This is a genomic window from Fulvivirga maritima (genome assembly GCF_021389955.1).
Classification (GTDB): domain Bacteria; phylum Bacteroidota; class Bacteroidia; order Cytophagales; family Cyclobacteriaceae; genus Fulvivirga; species Fulvivirga maritima.
In genome coordinates, this window is the sequence record NZ_CP089980.1 from 2206172 (window position 1) to 2228078 (window position 21907).

Consider the following 21907-nt stretch of genomic DNA (forward strand, 5'->3'; position numbering starts at 1 on the left):
ATAAAAATTTCATTAAGTGTATTAAGTACATTTTTTATTACATCGGCGAGGAAGTAATTATATAATTGAGTAAATTCTATAAAATTCAATCGATTGAATTTCCTCATGAAACCAATTTTTATACCTAAACTCACATTTTATGAAATTATTTACCAAAATTTCGCTTCTTTTTGTCTTTTCCTGCTTTTTGTCTTTGGTGCAAGTTTATGCTCAGGGAGAGGTTACGCGCTCTGGTAATACCTGGTCTGCCCGGGTTAATGGAAATACAGTATATACCGGCTCACGGATGTTCGATGCAGTAAATGCGGCTTGTGGAAATGCCGGTACAGGAGCTACTATTAATATCAGAAACTCTGGTGATTCCGGAGAAGATGGCGGGAATGTATATGCCATCAGGCCTTTGGCTGGTCAGACATTAGATTTTCATGGTCACACCGTTAACTGTAACAGTAGTGGGGATCTGGCTGTGGCTGTACATGCTGACCGACGAAATGGCATAACACTAAGAAATCTGAGAGTGACCGGTAATCCCAGATACGGACTCTGGTTTAGAGGCTGCTCTGATGTTACGCTCACTAACATTACCATGGACTTAAGTAATGATAGTCCTGTAGGGCTGGGAATAAGAGTAGATGCATCTACCGCTGCGGCATCAAATTTAACTATTAATGGTACTACTACCATTACAGGAAGTAAAGGACATGGCATTGAAACTTATGGGCTAAACGGAGTTTCAATAGGAGATGTAACTGTAACTAATACCGGTGGTTGTGGTGTATTGTTAAACCAATCTCAAAACTGTACTGTAGGAGTAGTTACCGGAAATTATAATTGCTATGGTGGCGGATATGCCACATTTAGAGTGGCCAATGATAATGGATCTACTCATGTGGACGGTGTATATTCAAGAAATTCAGGACGTGGTTTTTTTAGTGTATCAGGAAGCCATGACTGCACTATCGATTGGGTAGACATCGCTAATAGCACCAGTCAGGGTATATTTTTAGAAGATGCCACTAATACCCATGTGCTTAGTGGTACAGTAGTAAATGGTAATCCTGATGTGCAGTTAGTAAGATCACCTAACTGTACGGTGAATGTTAATGGCTCAGGTGGTGGTGGACCAGATTGTGGCACTTGCGGCAGCGGTATCTTAAGCGGAGCAATATACAGAATTACACCTAAGCATGATCAGAGCAAATCCATAGAGCTTTATAATTTCGAATCAGCTAATGGTACTAATGTAAACCAGTGGGAATATTGGGGCGGCGAGTATCAGCACTGGGTAGCTCGAGACAGAGGCAATGGCTATTGGAGTTTCCACCCGGTAGCAGCTCAGGGCAGGTCGATGGATATCTGGGAAATGTCTCAGGATGATGGAGCTACTATAAATATCTATGATTATTGGGGAGGTGATGGCCAGCAATTTTACTTTTCTAACGCTGGGAGTGGCGGATGGGTGCGTATTAAATCCCGTTTGAGTGGAAAGTGTTTAGATGTTTTAGATGGATCTTCTGATAATGGCGCTAACCTCATTCAGTGGGAATGTATAAGTAATCAGACTAATCAGATGTTTCGATTTGAGCCTGTAGCAGCGGGCTCTCAGGTAGCCAGGGTTAATTTTGATGAAGAGAAAATTACTCAGGGGGAAATCAGTATTTATCCTAACCCGGCACAGAGTACGATAAACTTGCAATTGCCCAAAGAGCCCACAGAAGCAGCCTTTTATCAAATCTTTGATGTTAATGGAAGCCTATTAAGCTCCGCTAAAATACTATCAGCTTCTTCTCAGCTCGATGTTTCTTTTCTTCAACCAGGCGCTTATGTCCTTTTAATTAATGATGAAAGCGTAGCGATAAGTCATAAGATAAATATTCAATAAGAACTTGATTATAGTTGGCAATTTATTCAACCAAAAATTTTCATTTTATGAAAAATTCTATCTTAATTTTTCTGGTATTGATACTAGGTGTTTTTTCCGCCAAAGCAGCTAATTATTATGTTGCTACAAATGGAAATGATTCTAACTCAGGATCGAGTGGGAGTCCATTTTACACACTGCAGAGAGCAGTGAATGTAGCCAGTTCTGGCGATTACATTTATGTGCGTGGAGGTACGTATAATTATTCCAGCACAGTGGTAATACCCAGGAATAAGTCTGGCTCTTCTAGTTCACCCATTAGGGTTTGGGCTGATGGTGGAGTGCCCATCTTTAATTTTTCTGCTCAGTCAGAAAATTCTTCTAACCGTGGAATAGTTCTGGATGCTAACTATTGGCATTTCAGAGGTATTACTATTCAGCAGGCAGGAGACAATGGTATGCTTGTAGCTGGAAACAACAATACTATTGAAGACTGCATCTTTCACTCTAACCATGATACCGGTCTTCAAATAAGCAGGTATAATGGTTCTTATAACAGTATTAGCCAATGGCCTGCTAATAATCTCATTTTGAGATGTGAATCTTTTAACAATAGAGATTCTGATAATGAAGATGCTGATGGTTTTGCCGCTAAACTTACAGTGGGTAATGGTAATGTCTTTGACGCTTGCGTTGCACATCATAACATTGATGATGGTTGGGATCTGTATACTAAAAATGATACAGGTCCGATTGGCCCAGTTACTTTACTTGGATGTATTGCTCATAATAATGGCGTATTACTAGACGGCAATACTTCTGGTGGTGGTGATAAGAACGGTTTTAAACTTGGTGGATCTGGAATTCATGTTAACCATATAGTAAGAAGATGTATTGCCTATAATAATGGTAAGCATGGTTTTACTGACAATGGGAATACCGGTCGTATAGAGTTTACTAACAACACTTCTTATAATAATGATGATTATAACTTCCACACTCGTGATGGGGCTTCTCATGTTTTTAAGAATAACATTTCTTTTGAATCTTCTTCTAATGATCGTATCAGAGGAAATACTTCAGCACCAAACGTGTTTGATAATGGTGATTCATGGCCATATTCAGTGAGCAGTTCTGATTTTGTAACGTTAGTGCCAGGAGTTTATAATGATCCTACCTCTAATGGCTTTTTATCTTTGGCTTCTGGTAGTGATCTTATAAATGTAGGCGTAACTTCATCAGGAATAAGCTATAATGGTTCTGCTCCTGATTTAGGTGCAGTAGAATCTAACGTCGGCGGCGGCGGAGGAGGTGGAGGAGGCGATGGCCCCACCTGTGGTACATGTGCCAGTGGTATAGTAAATGGTGGTACCTACCGCATTACCCCGAGACATGATGTAACTAAATCATTAGAGCTCTATGAACTTGAATCTGATAACGGGACTAACGTAAATCAATGGGAATACTGGAATGGAAGTTATCAGAAATGGTTAGCACGTGACCGTGGTAATGGATACTGGAGTTTTCACCCTCTAAATGCTCAAGGCAGAGCTTTAGATATTTGGGAGCTGTCTGAAGAAAGTGGAGCTAATGTAACTATTTTTGATTATTGGGGTGGAGAAGGTCAGCAGTTCTATTTCTCAAATGCCGGAAGCGGAGGCTGGGTAAGAATAAAATCCAGACTAAGTGATAAGTGTCTAGATGTTGAAGATGCTTCAACTGCAGATGGTGCTAATGTTATGCAGTGGGATTGCTTAAGCGACCAGTATAATCAAATGTTTAGATTTGAACCAGTATCAACATCTTCTGCTAGAATTAATTTAGAAGATGAGGGGGGAAATAATAACTTTAAATACAGATTCTACCCTAATCCGGTTAGCAGTACCTTGAATTTAGAAGTGGCCGAAGTAACAGAAAGTACTACGATGGAAATTGTAGACCCTGCTGGTAAGGCGGTAATGACCAAAAAAGTGGTTAATAATACTTCAACAGTGGATGTGGGTGGACTGAAGGCAGGCATTTATATTCTTCTTATTAAAGAGAATGATAAGCAGCTTCTTTCTGAAAATATTTACATCACTAAATAAATAAAAATGGGGCTGCCTCAATGTGATATTAATTAAATAACATTTTTGAGACAGCCCTTTTCTTAAAGAATGTCTTCAATAACGAACTTTCTGGTATTAAGTTCAAATGAATCTCCTTTTGATTTATCGATGAGCTGCATGCCTAAAGGTGAAGACGGAGCTATAGCAAAATAGTCTTTACCATCCATAACTATTTTACCAGCACCAATGGTAATATAAAAACTACCATTGTTTGTAATCACCAAGCTGCCTGACTGGGCTGTTGTATGAGATCTTCCCGGATTAATGCTTAAGATTATTTCTTTCAATTTCTGAGCTTCAGCCAATTGAATGGCATTGTTCTCCATCTCTTGTTGCATCATTTCTCTTCCGGTTTCATACTTGTCTCCAGCCGAGCTTTTAGTCTCATCGTTAGCGGCCGCCTGCGCTGACTCCATAGCATCTTTGGCATTCTTTATCCTCTGATCTACAAAGCTTACGCAGTGGTCGTATAGTTTTTTCTTTAAGCTAATTTGCTGTTCCATTTTGCATAGTGATGAATAAAATGCAAAATTTAATAAGTTAAACGAGCAATTAACCTTTTCCTGAAAAATTATTTTTCTACAGCAATATTCAGGAACGAGTCATCTTTAGCTTCAAGCTTGCTTTCACCCATCAAATAACGATCTACGGCAATAGCAGCCTCTCTACCTTCTGAGATGGCCCACACTACCAAAGATTGACCTCTACGGGCATCACCAGCAGCAAAAACATGACTCTTGTTAGTCTGATAGCCTCTGGTTAGAGCATTGCCTCTAGGGTCTTTCTCTACATCAAAAGCATCTAACAACTTGTTTTCAGGAGCTAAAAAGCCAATGGCCAAAAGAGCCAATTCACATGGTATTTCCCTTTCTGTACCTTCTATTTCATTAAAGGTAGGTCTGCCATCTTCTCCGGAAGCCCACTCTATGTCTACTAGTTTTACTTTTTCAAGCTTACCATTACTGCCGATAAACTCTTTGGTTAAGATAGCCCACTTTCTGTCAGCTCCTTCTTCATGAGAAGAAGAGGTTCTCAGAGTCATAGGCCAAAGAGGCCAAGGATCTTTATCTGTTCTATGAGTTAAAGGCTTGGTCAATAGCTCTATCTGCATTACAGACTTAGCTCCATGCCTGTTAGAAGTACCAATACAGTCAGAACCTGTATCTCCACCACCTATAACCAGTACATTTTTGTCTTTAGCAGTAATTTTATCATTTACCTGATCTCCTGCCACTTCTTTATTTTGTCGTGTAAGGAAATCCATGGCGAAGTGAACGCCATCCAGCTCTCTGCCTGGTATAGGCAGATCTCTGGGGTGAGTAGAACCAGCACATATTACCACGGCATCGAAGTTGTTTTCTAACTCAGAAGCTGGAATATCAGTACCTATAAAGCTATTAGTTTTAAAGGTAATGCCTTCCTGCTCCATTACTTCAACTCTTCGGTCTATTACCCATTTTTCTAATTTGAAATCCGGGATTCCGTATCTAAGTAAGCCTCCTATTCTGTCCGCTCTTTCAAATACAGTAACCAAATGCCCCGCCTTGTTTAACTGTGCGGCAGTGGCTAACCCGGCAGGACCGGAACCTATTACTGCTACTGTTTTACCCGTTCTTTCTTGTGGCGGTTGTGGTGTTATGTAGCCTAATTCATAGGCTTTTTCTGCAATAGTTTTTTCTATATGTTCTATAGCTACCGGAGGTTTATTAATGCCCAATACGCAACTTGCTTCACAAGGGGCAGGGCATATTCTGCCGGTAAATTCAGGGAAGTTGTTAGTAGAAGTAAGTATTTCTACTGCTTCCTCCCATTGTTCTCTATAAACAGCATCATTAAATTCAGGAATAATATTTCCTAATGGGCAGCCACTATGGCAAAAAGGGATGCCACAATCCATGCAACGTGCTGCTTGCTGCTTAGTCTTAGTCTCAGGAAATTCCTCATAGATTTCTTTATAATCATGAATTCTTGTTTGAGGGTCTCTTGAAGATGGCAGCTCTCTGTCGTATTGTAAAAATCCGTCTTTTTGTCCCATATTATACAGCCACTTTTAGTGCTTCTTTTCTTTTTAATAAAACTTTTTTGTAATCGTGAGGAATGACTTTAACAAACTTGCTAAGCTCACCAACCCAGTTCTCTAATACTTTTTGTGCCAAAGCACTGCCAGTATTTTTGAGGTGGTTTTCCAGCATTTTTCTTAAAAAGTCTTTGTCTTCCTCTTCAAGTGGATCAAGTCCAACCATGCCTTTGTTGCATAGCTGATCAAATGAATTGTCTTTGTCATACACATAAGCAATTCCACCACTCATACCTGCGGCGAAGTTTTTACCCGTAGGTCCTAGCACTACTACGTGCCCGCCTGTCATATATTCACAAGCGTGGTCTCCTACACCTTCTACCACTACGTTTACTCCAGAGTTTCTTACGCAGAAACGCTCTCCGGCCATGCCTCTGATGTAGGCTTCGCCTTTAGTAGCTCCATAAAAGGCCACGTTACCAATAATTATATTCTCTTCAGCTACAATAGTTGAAGTTTTGTCAGGATATACAGAAAGATGTCCTCCACACATGCCTTTTCCGAAGTAATCATTGGCTTCTCCTTCTAAGTCAAAGTGAACACCTGAGGTTAAGAAGGCTCCGAAGCTTTGTCCTGCAGATCCTCTGAATTTAAACCCTATAGTGTCGGCAGGTAATCCTTCTCCTTTGTATATTTTACTGATTTCGTTAGATAGAATAGCTCCTACTGCACGGTCAGTATTTTTAATTGGGAAGTCTTTACTTACTTTGGTCTTGTTTTCTAATGCCGGTTTGGCAGCATTAACCAGTTCCCAATCCAGCACCATGTCTAATTCATGATCTTGCTCTACTTGTTTGTAGATACCTACGTGATCAGAAATGGTTTCTTTAAATAGAATAGGAGTTAAATCAAGACTCTTATATTTCCAGTGGTTAATATCACTTCTTACTTTCAGTACGTCAGTTTGTCCTACCATTTCGTTGATAGTTCTGAAACCGAGTTGCGCCATGATTTGTCTCAAATCTTCAGCCAGGAAGGTGAAGAAGTTTACCACATGATCAGGATCTCCTGTAAACAGTTTTCTCAGGTCTTCATTTTGAGTAGCTATACCTACCGGACAAGTATTTAGATGACATTTTCTCATCATAATACATCCTTCTACTACCAGGGCAGCGGTAGATATTCCCCATTCTTCAGCCCCTAATAGTGTAGCTATGGCTAGGTCTCTACCTGTTCTTAGCTGCCCATCAGTTTGTACTGTAATACGGCTTCTTAAGTCATTTTTTACCAGAGTCTGGTGCGCTTCAGCTAAGCCAAGCTCCCAAGGTAAACCAGCATGACGGATAGAGCTCAAAGGAGATGCTCCTGTACCACCATCAGCCCCGGAAATAAGCACTACGTCAGCGTTAGCCTTACTAACACCGGCCGCCACAGTACCTACACCTGCTTCGGAAACTAGTTTTACGTTTATTCTAGCCTTTCTATTGGCATTTTTTAAGTCAAAAATGAGCTGCGCAAGATCCTCAATAGAATAAATATCATGGTGAGGAGGCGGTGATATAAGCCCTACTCCCGGAGTGGAGTGTCTCACTCTTCCGATCCAGTCATCCACTTTGTGGCCGGGTAGCTGTCCCCCTTCACCAGGTTTTGCACCTTGAGCCATTTTTATTTGTAGCTCGTCAGCATTAGACAGGTAGTAGCTGGTTACACCAAATCTACCTGATGCTACTTGCTTAATGGCTGATCTTTCCCAATCGCCATTTTCTTTTCTTTCAAACCTTATTTCATCTTCTCCGCCTTCTCCACTGTTGCTTTTAGCACCAATGCGGTTCATGGCTATGGCCAAAGTGGAGTGAGCCTCATGCGAGATAGATCCAAATGACATGGCTCCGGTAGCAAATCTTTTGAAGATCTCTTCCTTAGACTCTACTTCTTCTATAGGCACTGCGTTTCTGCTCTTGAAGTCAAGCAAGCCTCTTAGGGTTAAAGCATCTCTGGTCTGATCATTGATCTTCTGAGCATACTTTTTATAAAGGTCGAAGTTATTAGTTTTAGTAGAATGCTGTAGTAAATGGATAGTCTCAGGGTTGAAAGTATGTCTTTCACCTCTACGTTTCCATTGGTACACACCACCAGTTTCCAAGGTTTTAGTGTTAGCATAATAAGCCCCTCTGTGTCTTGCCAGTACTTCGATAGCTAGGCCGTCGAAATCCAAACCATCTATTCTGGAAATAGTGCCTTTGAAGCATCGGTCTATCACTTTTTTGCTTAGGCCAAGGGCTTCAAATATCTGAGATGATTGGTAAGACTGAAGAGTACTGATACCCATTTTAGAAAGCACCTTCAATAAACCATAGCCAATTGCTTTTTGGTAGTTGGCTAGCGCTTCTTCTTCAGTGATTTTTTGTTCTAAAAGGTCTTCTTCATGTAGCTCTTTTATAGATTCCAGAGCAAGGTAAGGGTTAATAGCACTAGCGCCATAACCTATAATAGTGGCAAAGTGATGCGTTTCTCTCACATCTCCGGCTTCTACCACCAAGCCTGCTTTGGTTCGTATTTTATTTTTTACCAAGTGCTGATGAATAGCTCCCGTGGCTAGTAAAGATGGAATAGGAGCGTGTTCTTTATCAACTGCTCTATCTGATATTATCAATACTTTTTTTCCTGCTCTCACTGCCTCTTCAGCTGCCTGACAAATAGCATCAAGGCCTTCTTCTAAGCGCCCGGGTTCTCCATCAGCTAAAAATACTGAGTTAATTACTTGGTAATCAAATCCGAAATTGGCCATGTTCTTGAACTTCTGTAGGTCAGAGTTCAAAAGAACGGGCTGTGAAATATGGATTTGCTTAGTGTGCTCAGGAGTTTCTTCCAATATGTTCAAACTTTCTCCTACGCGAGTAAATAAAGACATTACTGTGCGCTCCCTGATCGGGTCAATAGGAGGGTTACTTACCTGAGCAAATAACTGTTTGAAATAGCTGGATATGTGCTGACTCTGGTCAGATAAAACGGCTAGCGGAGTGTCAGCTCCCATAGAACCAATAGGCTCGGTACCGCTTACTGCCATAGGGCCTAAAATTACTTTTTGGTCTTCTTTAGTATAACCAAATGCTTTTTGTCTAAGCTGTAAAGTTTCTTTGTTGTAATCAGCTTCTAGTTCAGTAGGCTGAGGTACAAGTCTTAGCTTCGTTCTGTGGTCTTTGATCCACTTATCGTATGGGCTTTTTTTGCTTACCTTGGCTTTTACCTCTTCATCATAAACTACTTTGCCTTCTTCAATGTCTACCAATAGCATTTTGCCTGGCTGCATACGGCCGTTGCTCACTACATTTTCAGGCTTCACTATCAGTGCTCCTGTTTCTGAAGATACTACCAGCCTGCCATCTTTAGTGATACAGTATCTTGAAGGGCGAAGTCCGTTTCTATCAAGTGTAGCCCCTATTTGCTTGCCATCAGTAAATACTAAGGCAGCGGGACCATCCCAGGGCTCCATAAGAGCAGCATGATATTTATAAAATGCCTTTCTATCGGCATCCATTAGTTCGTTATCTTCCCAGGCTTCGGGTACCATCATCATCATTACGTGGGGTAATGATCTTCCGCTGAGTACCAGCATCTCTACCAAAGCATCAAAGTTGGCAGAATCAGAGTGTGCCGGGTTGGTGATAGGCAATAACATCTTCAGTTCTTCGTCTGTGAAGAGCGTAGATTTCATCATTGCCTCTTTTGATTTCATTTTAGTTACATTACCTCTGATAGTGTTGATTTCACCATTGTGCGCAATGTATCTGAAAGGTTGTGCCAGTTTCCAGTTAGGGAAGGTGTTTGTGCTAAATCTGGAGTGAATAATGGCAAGAGCAGACGTTACGTGCTCATTTTGCAAATCAAAATAGTATGGTCTTAGCTGGTTAGTACGCAGCTGACCTTTGTATACCATTGTTTTGCTTGAAAGGCTAGGCACATAAAAGTCATGATTGTTTCCCTTTACATTATGACCAATGTAGTGCGTAGTATGATTTCTTAAAACGAAAAGTTTCCGTTCCAGCTCATCAGTGCTGATCTTTTCGTTATTATGTTTAAAAAATATCTGCTCAATTACAGGCTCCACTTTTCTGGCTCCAGAGCCCGGTATATTATGGTTTACCGGCACACTCCTATAGCCTAATAGAGTAAAGCCCATCTCTTCTGCATGTTTTTCAAATATTGCGCGACATTCATTTCGCACGGCAGGGTTTACGGGAAAGAATACCATTCCTGCTCCATACTTACCGGCTTCGGGTAATTCAAAGCCTAGCTCTTTACATTCCTTCGCGAGAAAATCGTGTGGAATCTGAATAAGAATACCTGCACCGTCACCGGTCTCAGGGTCACTGCCAGTACCTCCCCTGTGTTCCATATTTTCAAGCATATCTATAGCATCTTGAACAATGGAGGAGGATTTGCTACCATCTATGTTGGCAATGCACCCTATTCCGCAGGCGTCATGTTCTAGCTCTGGGGTGTACAACCCCCGCTGTTGATCACTTTTCATAAGCATTATAATTTTTTAGGGATTGGCTAATGGAATTTAGCCGTTGAGCGACTCTTATCAAGAATACACTTTATAAATTTCTACGTAATTAACGAAAAATCCGACTTATATACATAAAAGATAAAGTTATTTTATGATTTTTTCAAAGAGTGCGCGGACAAATTTAAAAATTATCAATTTTAAATCGTTTGCGAAAATTTTTATTTTGTCACCTGTGCTGGTTATGCCTTAATGGCCTGAACCATCTCCTTTTTTCCAGGAGGGCCCGGCAGAGAGTTTACCGTCAGTCCAAGGCTCTTTAAGTCTCTTTTTAACTGACCTTTGGCACAATAAGTAACAAACACAGCCTCAGGTTTCATAGCCTGAACTATCTTATTCAAAATATCATAACTCCAGAGTTCTTCTTGCTTGCTGGGAGCGAAGGCATCAAAATAAATAATGTCAAAAGCAGCTTCCGGCAAGGTACATTCCTCTAGCTTTTTATCTATTTTTTTTAACAAAAAATGGTTGTGAATTGGTTCATCATTATTCCATGCAGTTTGGTGGATTTTAGAAAACCACTCTTTGGCTTCTGGAGCTTTTAGATAATCACAATAGTTTAGATGATCAGTCAGCTCTGCCTTTAGGGGGTAAGCTTCTATGGAAGTGAAGTGTATTTTTTGCTGATGAGCATGGGCATAGTCTGCGGTAAGTAGCGCATTGAGGCCCGTGCCCAGGCCCACTTCAAATATGGAATAAGCAGGCTGAGGGGCCTGCTGTATTTTATACTCAAGGCCCGACTTTATAAAAACATGAACAGACTCTTGCACCGCGCCATGAAAAGAGTGATAGGTTTCATTTAAACGAGATACATACAGGCTATGAGAGCCATCGTCTGTAGTGATTAATTTTATGTCAGGTTGTTTGCTCATTTTATAATTAATACGGTAGCATAAGCAGAAACTCCATCTTCTCTGCCTACAAAACCTAGTTTTTCTGTAGTAGTGGCTTTTATAGATAAATCTTCTTCAGGGATTTCCATCACCTTAGCCAGGCAGGCTTTCATTTCTGGTATGTGTGGATTAACCTTGGGTTGCTGAAGGCAAATGGTGCTATCAATATTGCTGATTTTCCATCCTTTCTCACGGATAAGCTTCATTACCTCTTTCAGCAAGATTTTACTATCTATACCCTTATATTGAGGATCTTTATCAGAGAAATGAAAGCCAATATCACGCATATTAGCGGCTCCCAATAGTGCATCGCAAATAACATGAATAAGCACGTCGGCATCAGAGTGGCCTACAGCCCCTTTGGTGTGCGCCAGCTTAATGCCTCCCAGCCAAAAATCATAGCCCTCTTGTAGCTGATGTACATCATACCCAAAACCTGTTCTTATTTTCATGCGTTCTTTTCTTTTGATTTATAATATAAAACCGAGCAGTTGGTTTCTCTCAGGATCTGGGGAGCTAAGGCTTCCATGCGTTCTTTAGTTACTTCCTGAATAAGTTCTGCTTCCTGGTTTACAAAGTTAGTGTCGCCAGATAGCGAGGCAAAAGCCAGCGCTCGGGCTCTATTTAATAGCTCTACTTCTGAAAATACTAAAGTAGATTCTGCCTGATTTTTTACTTTTTCTAATTCTGAATCTTCTATACCGTTTGCCAGTAAGTCATTGATAATGGTCCATACATGCTCTTCAGCTTTTTCTATAGGCACATTTTCTGATACCCTACCCGTAATAACCAGAAGCCCAGGATCCATAGACCCGGTAACATAAGCATTGATAGAGCTAAAGATTGATTGTTCTTTAACCAGCTTCTGATATAAGCGAGAAGATTTTTCACGACCCAAAATATCACTGATAAGATCTACTGAAGTATAGTCAGGGTCAAACTTGCCAGGCATATGAAAGGCCATGGTAAGCATGTCTGAAGGAACATCTTCAACTATTTCCATAAACCTTCTTTCGTTTTGAACGGGTTCTTTCGGAAGATTGCGAACATACGCTTCACCTCTGGGGATGGGGCCAAACCATTTTTCTGCCAGTGCTTTCACCTCTTCAGTATCAACATGGCCGGCTACTACCATAATGGCCTGGTTGGGCACATAGTGTTTGTAGAAGAAAGCCTTAACGTCATCCATGGTAGCGTCTTCAATATGGCGAATTTCTTTACCAATAGTAGGCCATTGGTAAGGATGCGCTTTATAAGCTAGCGGTCTGAATTTCAGCCACAAGTCACCATAAGGTTGATTAAGATACCTTTGTTTAAACTCTTCTATAACTACTTTCTGTTGCGTTTCCAGCACTTTTGGGTCAAAAGAAAGTCCTAGCATCCTATCAGACTCTAGCCAAAAACCGGTTTCCAGGTTTTGAGGAGGCACGGTAAGGTAGTAGTTAGTGACATCAGGGTTAGTGAAGGCATTATTTTCGCCTCCGGCTTCCTGTAAAGGTTCATCATAATTAAGGATGTTTTTGGAGCCTCCAAACATGAGGTGCTCAAAAAGGTGAGCGAACCCGGTTTTTTCTGGAGATTCATCCCTCGAACCTACATCATATAAAATGTTAATTACCGCAGACTGTACACTTTTGTCTTCATGTACTATAACCCGCAACCCATTATCTAAAGTGAAGCTGTTGTATTTGATCATTAGCAGACAAAAATAAAAATATAACATCACTTTGCAGATATAGCCAATACTTTAATTTTGTTTGAAATCAATAGACGGATATATGAATTTTGATCGCAAGGAGTACTCGGATCAGTTGTTGAAGACATTGTACGAAGGGCTTTTGAGACCACGTATGATAGAAGAAAAAATGTTGATTTTACTCCGGCAGGGCAAAGTGAGTAAGTGGTTTTCAGGTATAGGACAGGAAGCTATTTCTGTTGGCGCTACTTCTGCACTTCATTCAGATGAATATATTCTGCCTATGCATAGAAATCTCGGGGTGTTCACCTCACGTAATATTCCATATAGAAAATTATTTGCTCAGTTTCAGGGTAAGCTTTCTGGCTTTACTAAAGGGAGGGATCGGTCTTTTCATTTTGGTAGTAATGAGCACCATATTATAGGCATGATCTCACACCTGGGGCCTCAGCTGTCCGTAGCTGATGGTATTGCTTTAGCTAATAAATTGAATGGAGAGCAAAAAGCTACTGTGGTCTTTACTGGTGATGGCGGTGCAAGTCAGGGGGAATTTCATGAAGCATTAAATGTGGCTGCCGTTTGGGACTTGCCAGTAATATTTGTGATTGAAAATAATGGTTATGGTCTTTCTACGCCAGTGAGCGAACAGTTTAGGTGTGCTAGTTTTGTAGATAAAGGCGTTGGTTACGGTATAGATGCCATTAAGATTGATGGTAATAATGTGCTAGAGGTCTACAACACTATTTCGCAGCTGGCTGATAATATGAGGGCTAACCCCAAGCCAGTAATTGTAGAGGCCATTACTTTTAGGATGAGAGGCCATGAAGAAGCCTCGGGTACTAAATATGTGCCTAAAGAACTGCTTGATAAATGGGCACTAAAAGATCCTGTAGAAAATTATGAGGCCTATCTTCTTAAAGAAAAGGTAATAACAAAGGCCTATGTTGATAAACTTCGAAAGGCCATTCTAAAAGAAATTGATGAGGGCTTAAAGACTGCTTTTGCTGAAGGAGTGCCAGAAGCATCAGTAGAAAATGAGCTTAATGATGTGTATGCACCTCATGATTATAAAGAGACTAAACCTACTGGTGAAAAAACATCTGAAAGGAGATTAGTCGATGCAATCTCTGATGGGCTGAAGCAAAGCTTGGAGAGATTTCCTGAGCTGGTGGTAATGGGGCAGGATATAGCTGAATATGGTGGTGTTTTTAAAGTGACTGAAGGTTTTGTGGAGCTTTTTGGAAAGGAAAGGATAAGAAATACACCTCTTTGTGAATCTGCTATTATTGGTATTGGGTTAGGTATGTCCATTAAGAACCAAAAGAGCGTTATAGAAATGCAATTTGCTGATTTTGTGACTTGTGGTTTTAATCAGATAGTGAATAACCTGGCTAAATCTCATTACCGATGGCAGCAAAATGCTGATGTGGTAATAAGGATGCCTGCTGGTGCGGGAGTTGGAGCGGGTCCTTTTCATAGCCAGTCAAACGAAGCATGGTTTTTTCATACGCCGGGGCTAAAGGTGGTTTACCCGTCATCTCCGGCAGAGGCTAAAGGTTTATTGGCTGCCGCAATTGAAGATCCTAATCCTGTCATTTATTTTGAGCATAAATATTTATATCGCTCATTAAGTGAGCAGGTGGCTGATGATTATTATACTACTGAAATAGGTAAAGCCAGATTAGTAGAAGAGGGCGAGCAGCTATCTATAATTACTTATGGTATGGGCGTGCATTGGGCTAAAGAAGTGGTGAAGAGCTTAGGAGCATCTGCTGATATTTTAGATTTGCGCACACTACTGCCCTGGGATAAAGAAGCCGTAGAAAAAACAGTGCAGAAAACGAATAGAGTATTACTTTTGCATGAAGATTGTCTTACCGGAGGTATCGCTGGGGAGTTGGCTGCATGGATTGCAGAACATTGCTTTAAATATTTAGATGCGCCAGTATTCAGAGTAGCCAGCCTGGATAGTGCAGTGCCGTTTGCCTCTTCACTGGAAGAAAACTTTCTCCCTAAAGGAAGGCTCAAACAAAAAATTGAGGAATTGCTGGAATTTTAATTAAATTAGTGCGTTTAAAGGCTAATTGAATTCTAATTTTTTAAGTGATCAGCCGGATTGAAGTTTACCTATCAAATACCATTTTTTGCAAAATTGCCAATAATAAGGACATTATTCTATGGAATGCTGCTCCTGTTTTTTATTGGTATGGCTTCTCCCGTGGCTCATGCTCAGGGCAAGAGATCTGAATATGAAAGGGTAAAGGCCAAGAAAAATAAAAAGAATAGAAGGCTTAAAAGAAGAGGTGATAGAGGAAAGTCTAACCGCCGCAAATTAAGAGCTACTAAGTTTAAAATTAGATCACGCCAGGGAGAAAGAGCCTTTCATGGAGATATCACTGGCAGGAAATTCAGGTCAAAAAGATCTACCAGGCCTCAATGGGGGGCGCGTATTGCTTCACCTAATCCTTACGCAGGTCGGAAAAGAATGAGCGAGGGCAGCAGAGCCAAAGCTAACAGGCAAACACCAAGATATAGCTCAAGAAAAAGAGAGCGAGCAGGTAAAGCCGCTGGCCGAGCTTTTAATAGAAACTCAGTAAGAACTACTTTTACAGGAAAACGATATAGGCAAAATAATATGTCTGCCACGCGTGATCCGGAAAGACCGCGTAAAGTAAAAAGAATATCACCTCGTTCGGCATCAGGCTCATATAATGTAAGAAGAAAGCGGAGTCCTTATAATGCTTTCAGGAAGAGAAGCCCTTGGGAAAAGGCATTTCAGGGTGATATTACCGGAAGAAAATTCAGAACGAAAAGAACCAACGAAAGGCAGTCAATTAAGAGGCCTGGAAGAATAAAATATACTTCATCAGGAGGCAGAAGGGGAGACAGAGCTTATAATGGTAATGTGCAAAGTGGGTATAATTCCGTAACCAAAAGAAGAGAACGTGCCTGGAAAAATGATATCAGTGGGCATAAGCTCAGAATAAGAAATTCTAAAAGACCAGATTTTGGAGGATCTCAATTTAATGCCTATCCTACTGGCAAGCGCAAAGGAGACAAAGCCTATAGAGGCAAACTGAAAGGTGGAGGTTTTAAATCTGAAAGCTCAAGAAAAGAGCGAAGCGGTAAGCCATTGCCTAAGTTAGGCTCTCCTTCTGTAGGTAGTGGGTTTAAAGGAAGGGTAAGAGCAGGCAAGCCACTCAAAGGAGGAGGCAGCATTAGCGGGAAAAGAAGAAATAATAATGGAAGAGCAATACAAAGTAGAGCGCCAAGATCGCAAGATACTCGTATTGCAGGCTTTCAGGGTAATGTAAAAGGTGGCCGCATTCTAAAAGGGGGAGGTAGCATCAGTGGTCGTTCTAGAAATAACCGTGGTAGACCAATTGATGGCCGAGGCCCCAGAAGGCAAGATAATCAAACTGCTAAATTTCAGGGTAATGCCAGAGGTGGCCGTATTCTTAAAGGAGGAGGCAGCATTAGTGATAGATCTAGAAATAATAAAGGCAGACCTTTAGAAGGTAGAGGACCAAGAAGACAGGATAATCAGACAGCTAAGTTCCAGGGAAATGTAAAAGGTGGCCGTGTATTGAAAGGTGGCGGTAGTATTAGCGATCGTTCCAGAAATAACAAAGGCAGACCACTGGAAGGACGTGGAACTAGAAGGCAAGATAATCAAATAGCTAAATTTCAAGGCAATGTAAAAGGAGGTCGTGTGTTTAAAGGCGGTGGCAGTATTAGTGATAGATCCCGGAATAATAAAGGCAGGCCTGTTGATAGCAGAGCACCAAGAAAGCAAGACAATCGAATAGCCAAATTCCAGGGAAATGTAAAGGCCGGAAAAGTTTTGAAAGGTGGCGGTAGTATAAGTGGTCAATTATGGAATAATAAAGGTCAGCCTATTGATAGCCGCATACCTAGAGATCAAGATAAGAAGTCAGCAGCCTTCCAGGGAAATATTAAGGTGCGAAAAAATCTGGTGAAGAAAAATGCGGCTAAGTCGGCCAATTTTACTGGTCACATAAAAATGTACCCTTACATGAATAAGACAGGACCAGACGATGCTCATGTGTATAGAGGAGGCATGAAGAGGAGCTTTAAATATAAAAAGGCACCAAATGCAGCTGACGAGTCTATTAAAGTAAGGAAGCCAAATAAGGAATTTTTCAAAACAGGAAAGTATAGTGGTAACGTTAAAGACAGAAGAGTATTTAAACAAAACCCTTCTGCAGCCAGAGAGTCATTAAAAAACAGGCCTGCAGGTAAAGGAACTGCCAAGGGTATGGATTTTCAAGGCCGATTTAAAGCTAATGTTAATTACAAAACCCGACCACACGCAGCTGATAATGCTTCTAAGGGCAAAGGACCTTCAAGGGCAGCTATCAAAGCAAGTAGTTATCAGGGTAATATTAAAATGCGTAAAAAATGGGTGGGCAATAGGCACCCTGACTTCAAGTATATAAGTATGAAGTCTAACGGTAAGAGGGAAAAAGAAAAAGTGTTTAGCTTTAAAATTTTATGGTCTAAATGGTTTAAGAAAGAGGAAAATCAGCCTCTTAATGTGAAGCAGAAGGAGAGAAAACCTAGGTACGATAAAAAAGAAGAAGGACTTTGGAACGATTAGAATATGGAATGGAATAAAATAGATAACCCTGATCAAATAAACACATTAAAGGAAGAGTCTAAAGGACAAATGGTTATGCTATTTAAGCATAGTACCACTTGCCCTATTAGTAGCATGGCGCTTAACAGACTGGAGCGATCATGGCAAGATGATGATGCCCAGGTGATAAAGCCATATTTTCTAGACCTTTTAAAATACCGCAGTATTTCTAATGAAATAGCTGATGCTTTTAGTGTACAGCATGAATCACCTCAAGTGATCCTTATTAAGGAAGGGGAAGCTGTTTATAACAACTCCCACATGGGTATAAATTACGCTGAGATAATAGGCCAGGCTAAAAGTTAAAGCTGATAGTTTGCTTTATGTCCGGTGACAAGCTAAGCGCTACGGGGCAAGTTTTGGCAGCTCTTTTAAGTACTTCTATTTGTTTAGGAGTAGCCTCCAGATGATCATGAGAAAAGGAAATAATAATTTCACTGATTTTTCTGGGATTAGCCGACATAACTTTTGTAACTTCTGCTTTGAGCCCTTTGATATCAACATTTTCCTGTGCGGCCTTAATGCCCATTATGGTAATCATACAGTTGGTTAAAGCAGACGCGATTAGGTCAGTAGGCGAGAAAGCCTCTCCTTTACCGTTGTTATCAACCGGGGCATCAGTAATAATGGTATTGTTAGATTTTAGGTGAGTAGCACTACTGCGTAGATCACCTAAATACTCAGAAGTCATAGAGTGTGTCATAATAGGGGATTAGATAAAAACTAAAATTGAGCTATTTTCGTTAATAACTCTAAAATCCTTAAATTTATAAATTATTACTTTTTCTGTTGCTTAGTATGGGCAAAAAGCTATTATTAATACTTATTTTATTCACTCCTTTTTTTGGGTTTGCTCAGTCATTGGAGGCTGATAACTATGAATCTGAATTTATATGGGGAGTAAATAAAAATACTGCTGGTGGACTTATTGGTGGTGTAGTGGCGCGTAAGTCTAAAAGGCTTACTGACAGAATGTACCAGAGTTTTGGCCTGGAGCTCATGAACGTAAAGCACGAACGTGAACTGAGAGTGACATCTTATCAAGGAGGAGGTCAGTTTATATACGGAAAAAGTAATTATCTGTATGCTATCAGATTACAATATGGCCGCGAATTAGTCTTATTCAGAAAAGCACCCGACCAAGGTGTGGAGATTAAAGCCATAGGCGCTATTGGTCCTTCAATAGGATTACTCACCCCATATTATGTTAGCTACTTTGCTAATAATACAGATTATGACCTTAGCTATGCTCCTTACTCAGATCAGGATTTTAGCACGATCTACGGATCAGGAAGAATTTTTCAAGGCCTTTTTGAATCACAGCTTAGAATTGGTGCTAATCTGAAAGCGGCTCTTAGCTTTGAGCTTGGCTCGCAGAAAAGTCATGTTACCGGTTTTGAAGTAGGCTTTTTGTTAGATGCCTACGCCGGGGAGATAGAGCTTATGCCAGCTTATGATAACAGCTCTGTTTTCCCTACTGCTTTCATTACACTTTTCTATGGCAGGAGAAGATAATTGAAATAGTGAGGTCTTAAAAATTTATTTTCTAGTTTTGTGTTGAGAATAATCATACCCTACTTATGATAGAACTACCAGTAATTTCTGAAGGAGAACAAAAGAAAAAACGTAAACCAGACTGGCTTAGAGTAAAATTACCTATTGGTAAGGAGTATGCTAAAGTGAGAAAACTGGTTGATAACCATAAATTACATACTATTTGTGAAAGTGGAAGCTGCCCTAATATGGGAGAATGCTGGGGTGCCGGTACGGCTACTTTCATGATTTTAGGTAATGTGTGTACCAGAAGTTGTACTTTCTGTGCCGTAGCTACGGGCAGGCCTCCTGAGTATGACGAAGAAGAGCCTAAACGTGTAGCTGAAGCCATTAAGTTGATGGGAGTAAAGCATGCCGTGCTTACTTCTGTAAACAGAGATGAGCTGAAGGATAGAGGTGCAGAGATATGGTACCAAACGGTGAAATTGACTAAAGAGCTTAGCCCTGAGACTACTATAGAAACCTTAATCCCTGATGTAAAAGGAAATTGGGATGCTTTATATAGAATGATTGAGCCAGGGCAGGAAGTGGTTTCGCATAATATAGAAACTGTAGAAAGACTTTATAGAAGAGTTAGACCTCAGGCCAAATACCATAGAAGTCTGGAGCAAATTAAAAAGACTAAAGAGGCAGGCATGAGAACTAAAACAGGAATTATGCTTGGCGTGGGCGAAACTCAGGATGAAGTGCACAAGGCTATGGATGATCTGGCTGCTAATGGATTAGATATCCTTACGCTGGGGCAGTATTTACAGCCAACAAAAATGCACCTTGAAGTGGCTGAGTTTATTCACCCTGATCAGTTTGATGCATATAGAGAAGAAGGTTTGAAAAGAGGACTTAAATATGTTGAGTCTGGGCCATTGGTGAGATCATCATATCATGCAGAGAGACATGTGAATGTGCCAATCTAATTGATGAAGAAATAAAAATAAAAAAGCCGGACAATGATTCATTGTCCGGCTTTTTTATTAGGTAGTTCATAACCTTAATCCTGATTAAGCTTTTGCTCAGAAGGTTTATCTACTTTTATTCTTTCTTCTCTGTTAGCCAGTTCCCAGGCAGTATAGAAAACTAGTTTGGCTCTTTTTTCTAATAGCTCGAAATTAATCTTATCTACAGTATCAGTGGGCTGGTGGTAATCTTCGTGCGTTCCATTGAAATAGAAAATTACAGGGATGTTATTCTTGGCAAAGTTCCAGTGGTCAGATCTATAATAGATTCTTTCCGGGTGATTCTCATCGTTATACGTATAGTCAAGCTCAAATTTGGTGTAAGTCTCATTCGCTTTTTCACTGATGGTATGCAGTTCTGAAGAAAGTTTGTCAGCGCCTACCAGGTATACGTAGTTAATATTGTCTTCATGCTTTTCATCTATACGGCCGATCATATCAATGTTAAGGTCCACCACCGTATTTTCTAAAGGAAAAACAGGATTGTCTGTATAATAGCTAGAGCCCAATAAACCTTTTTCTTCACCTGTCACAGTCATAAATAGCATGCTTCTGCGTGGGCCGTTTCCATCTTCCTTAGCTTTTGCAAAGGCTTCTGATATTTCTAATACGGCAGAGGTTCCTGAGCCGTCATCATCAGCACCATTATAAACTTGTCCATTTTTAATTCCTTCATGGTCATAGTGAGCAGTTACTACTATAAGCTCCTCTTTTTTGTCAGAACCTTCTAAATAGCCTAATACATTTTCAGATCCTACAGTCTTTACTTTTTGTTCGGTTTGATATTTAATAGAGCTGCCTTTGATCTTCTTTAATGACTTTTTGCCACTTTCATCAGCAGCAGCTTTTAACTTTTCTACTGATGTGTTGAAGATCTCAGCTGCTGTAGATGGAGATACCAGAAATACGCCGTCAGCACTGCCAGAAGCAATAGATGGTTTTTCTAATGATAATCTTCCTCCTGATAAATATCTTTTAAATCTGTTAGTAGTATTTTTAAAATCCTCATCAGTAGCATCTGTTACAGCAAAAAGGATGGATACATTCGCTTTTTCAGCATTTTGCATCACTTTAGGGTCTCTTAGGTTATTTACAAATATCAGAGCCGCTTTGCCTTCTGCTTTTACCTGGTTAAAGTCTTCTTCAGAGCCACTTCCGGCAAATACAATATCAGAGGTTAAAACGCTATTTGTGCTAGACGTACCATAGTAGATTATATCTTCAAAGTTCTTTTTCTTTTTACCGTCCACTTCTATGAAAATATCTCCTGGTACTATAGAGTATAGCTCTACCGGCTGTAGATAGCTTTTTCTGTCTCCATTTTTTACGGGAGCAGTTAACCCTAAAGATTCAAAATGTGCACTAATGAAAGCCGCAGCCATTTTTTGTCCTCTTGTGCCGGTTTCTCTTCCTTCTAGCGCATCCGAAGCTAAAATAGAAAGATCTTCGTGTAAATCTTCCTTGGTTATGGTAGATGCATATTTCTCAGCGGTTTTATCCTGAGCATATAAGCTGCCGGTAAGGACAAACGCTATCAAAAATAATTTAAGCTTTCGCATATGTAATAAGCTGATTTTTAGAAATGTTTATTTTCA

General features: G+C 40.3%; 15 protein-coding genes. 7 read left to right on the forward strand and 8 right to left on the reverse strand.

Annotated elements, in window-relative coordinates:
• The first annotated feature begins 139 nt into the window (after positions 1–139).
• Together LVD15_RS09370 and LVD15_RS09375 are read left to right on the forward strand one after the other, a co-directional pair.
• Positions 140–1882, forward strand: coding sequence for an RICIN domain-containing protein (locus tag LVD15_RS09370; protein WP_233780023.1), 1743 nt, complete (start codon positions 140–142; stop codon positions 1880–1882).
• Positions 1883–1929: 47 nt separating this feature from the next.
• The gene (locus LVD15_RS09375; protein WP_233780024.1) at positions 1930–3948 is read left to right on the forward strand and encodes a right-handed parallel beta-helix repeat-containing protein; all 2019 of its coding nucleotides are present in this window, start codon (positions 1930–1932) and stop codon (positions 3946–3948) included.
• 62 nt (positions 3949–4010) lie between these two features.
• Here LVD15_RS09375 and LVD15_RS09380 read toward each other — a convergent pair whose 3' ends face one another.
• The 6 genes from LVD15_RS09380 to LVD15_RS09405 all read right to left on the reverse strand — a co-directional run bounded on the left by LVD15_RS09380 (position 4011) and on the right by LVD15_RS09405 (position 13145).
• A complete protein-coding gene (locus LVD15_RS09380; RefSeq protein WP_233780025.1) occupies positions 4011–4472 on the reverse strand; it encodes a GreA/GreB family elongation factor in 462 nt (153 codons plus the stop codon).
• Between the two features lie 68 nt (positions 4473–4540).
• Entirely contained in the window at positions 4541–6004 is a 1464-nt protein-coding gene (locus tag LVD15_RS09385) for a glutamate synthase subunit beta (protein ID WP_233780026.1), read from the reverse strand.
• 1 nt (position 6005) lies between these two features.
• On the reverse strand, positions 6006–10517 hold the full coding sequence (gltB, locus tag LVD15_RS09390; protein WP_233780027.1) for a glutamate synthase large subunit: 4512 nt from the start codon (positions 10515–10517) through the stop codon (positions 6006–6008).
• A 221-nt stretch (positions 10518–10738) separates the two neighbouring features.
• Positions 10739–11428, reverse strand: a complete 690-nt coding sequence (gene mnmC2, locus LVD15_RS09395) for a tRNA (5-methylaminomethyl-2-thiouridine)(34)-methyltransferase MnmC2 (RefSeq protein WP_233780028.1) — start codon at positions 11426–11428, stop codon at positions 10739–10741.
• Complete coding sequence (gene ispF, locus LVD15_RS09400; protein WP_233780029.1) at positions 11425–11901, reverse strand: 2-C-methyl-D-erythritol 2,4-cyclodiphosphate synthase; 477 nt, start codon at positions 11899–11901, stop codon at positions 11425–11427. The genes mnmC2 and ispF overlap by 4 nt, the downstream gene beginning before the upstream one ends.
• The gene (locus tag LVD15_RS09405; protein WP_233780030.1) at positions 11898–13145 is read right to left on the reverse strand and encodes a M16 family metallopeptidase; all 1248 of its coding nucleotides are present in this window, start codon (positions 13143–13145) and stop codon (positions 11898–11900) included. The genes ispF and LVD15_RS09405 overlap by 4 nt, the downstream gene beginning before the upstream one ends.
• An 82-nt stretch (positions 13146–13227) precedes the next feature.
• Between LVD15_RS09405 and LVD15_RS09410 the strand changes: the two genes are divergently transcribed.
• The 3 genes from LVD15_RS09410 to ytxJ all read left to right on the forward strand — a co-directional run bounded on the left by LVD15_RS09410 (position 13228) and on the right by ytxJ (position 18111).
• The gene (locus LVD15_RS09410) at positions 13228–15204 is read left to right on the forward strand and encodes an alpha-ketoacid dehydrogenase subunit alpha/beta (protein ID WP_233780031.1); all 1977 of its coding nucleotides are present in this window, start codon (positions 13228–13230) and stop codon (positions 15202–15204) included.
• A gap of 123 nt (positions 15205–15327) precedes the next feature.
• Positions 15328–17766 carry a hypothetical protein gene (locus tag LVD15_RS09415; RefSeq protein ID WP_233780032.1) on the forward strand — a complete coding sequence of 813 codons (2439 nt, stop codon included), beginning with the start codon at positions 15328–15330 and terminating at the stop codon, positions 17764–17766.
• A gap of 3 nt (positions 17767–17769) precedes the next feature.
• Positions 17770–18111, forward strand: a complete 342-nt coding sequence (gene ytxJ, locus LVD15_RS09420) for a bacillithiol system redox-active protein YtxJ (RefSeq protein WP_233780033.1) — start codon at positions 17770–17772, stop codon at positions 18109–18111.
• Here the strand turns inward: ytxJ and LVD15_RS09425 are convergent.
• Positions 18101–18508 carry an OsmC family protein gene (locus LVD15_RS09425; RefSeq protein ID WP_233780034.1) on the reverse strand — a complete coding sequence of 136 codons (408 nt, stop codon included), beginning with the start codon at positions 18506–18508 and terminating at the stop codon, positions 18101–18103. The two genes, ytxJ and LVD15_RS09425, sit on opposite strands and share 11 nt — an antisense overlap.
• Positions 18509–18603: 95 nt before the next feature.
• Between LVD15_RS09425 and LVD15_RS09430 the strand changes: the two genes are divergently transcribed.
• Positions 18604–19320 (forward strand): hypothetical protein, encoded by a 717-nt coding sequence (locus LVD15_RS09430; RefSeq protein WP_233780035.1) that lies wholly within the window; start codon positions 18604–18606, stop codon positions 19318–19320.
• Positions 19321–19385: 65 nt separating this feature from the next.
• Entirely contained in the window at positions 19386–20273 is an 888-nt protein-coding gene (lipA, locus tag LVD15_RS09435; protein ID WP_233780036.1) for a lipoyl synthase, read from the forward strand.
• Positions 20274–20347: 74 nt separating this feature from the next.
• Here lipA and LVD15_RS09440 read toward each other — a convergent pair whose 3' ends face one another.
• A complete protein-coding gene (locus LVD15_RS09440) occupies positions 20348–21871 on the reverse strand; it encodes a M28 family peptidase (protein ID WP_233780037.1) in 1524 nt (507 codons plus the stop codon).
• Between the last annotated feature and the right edge of the window lie 36 nt (positions 21872–21907).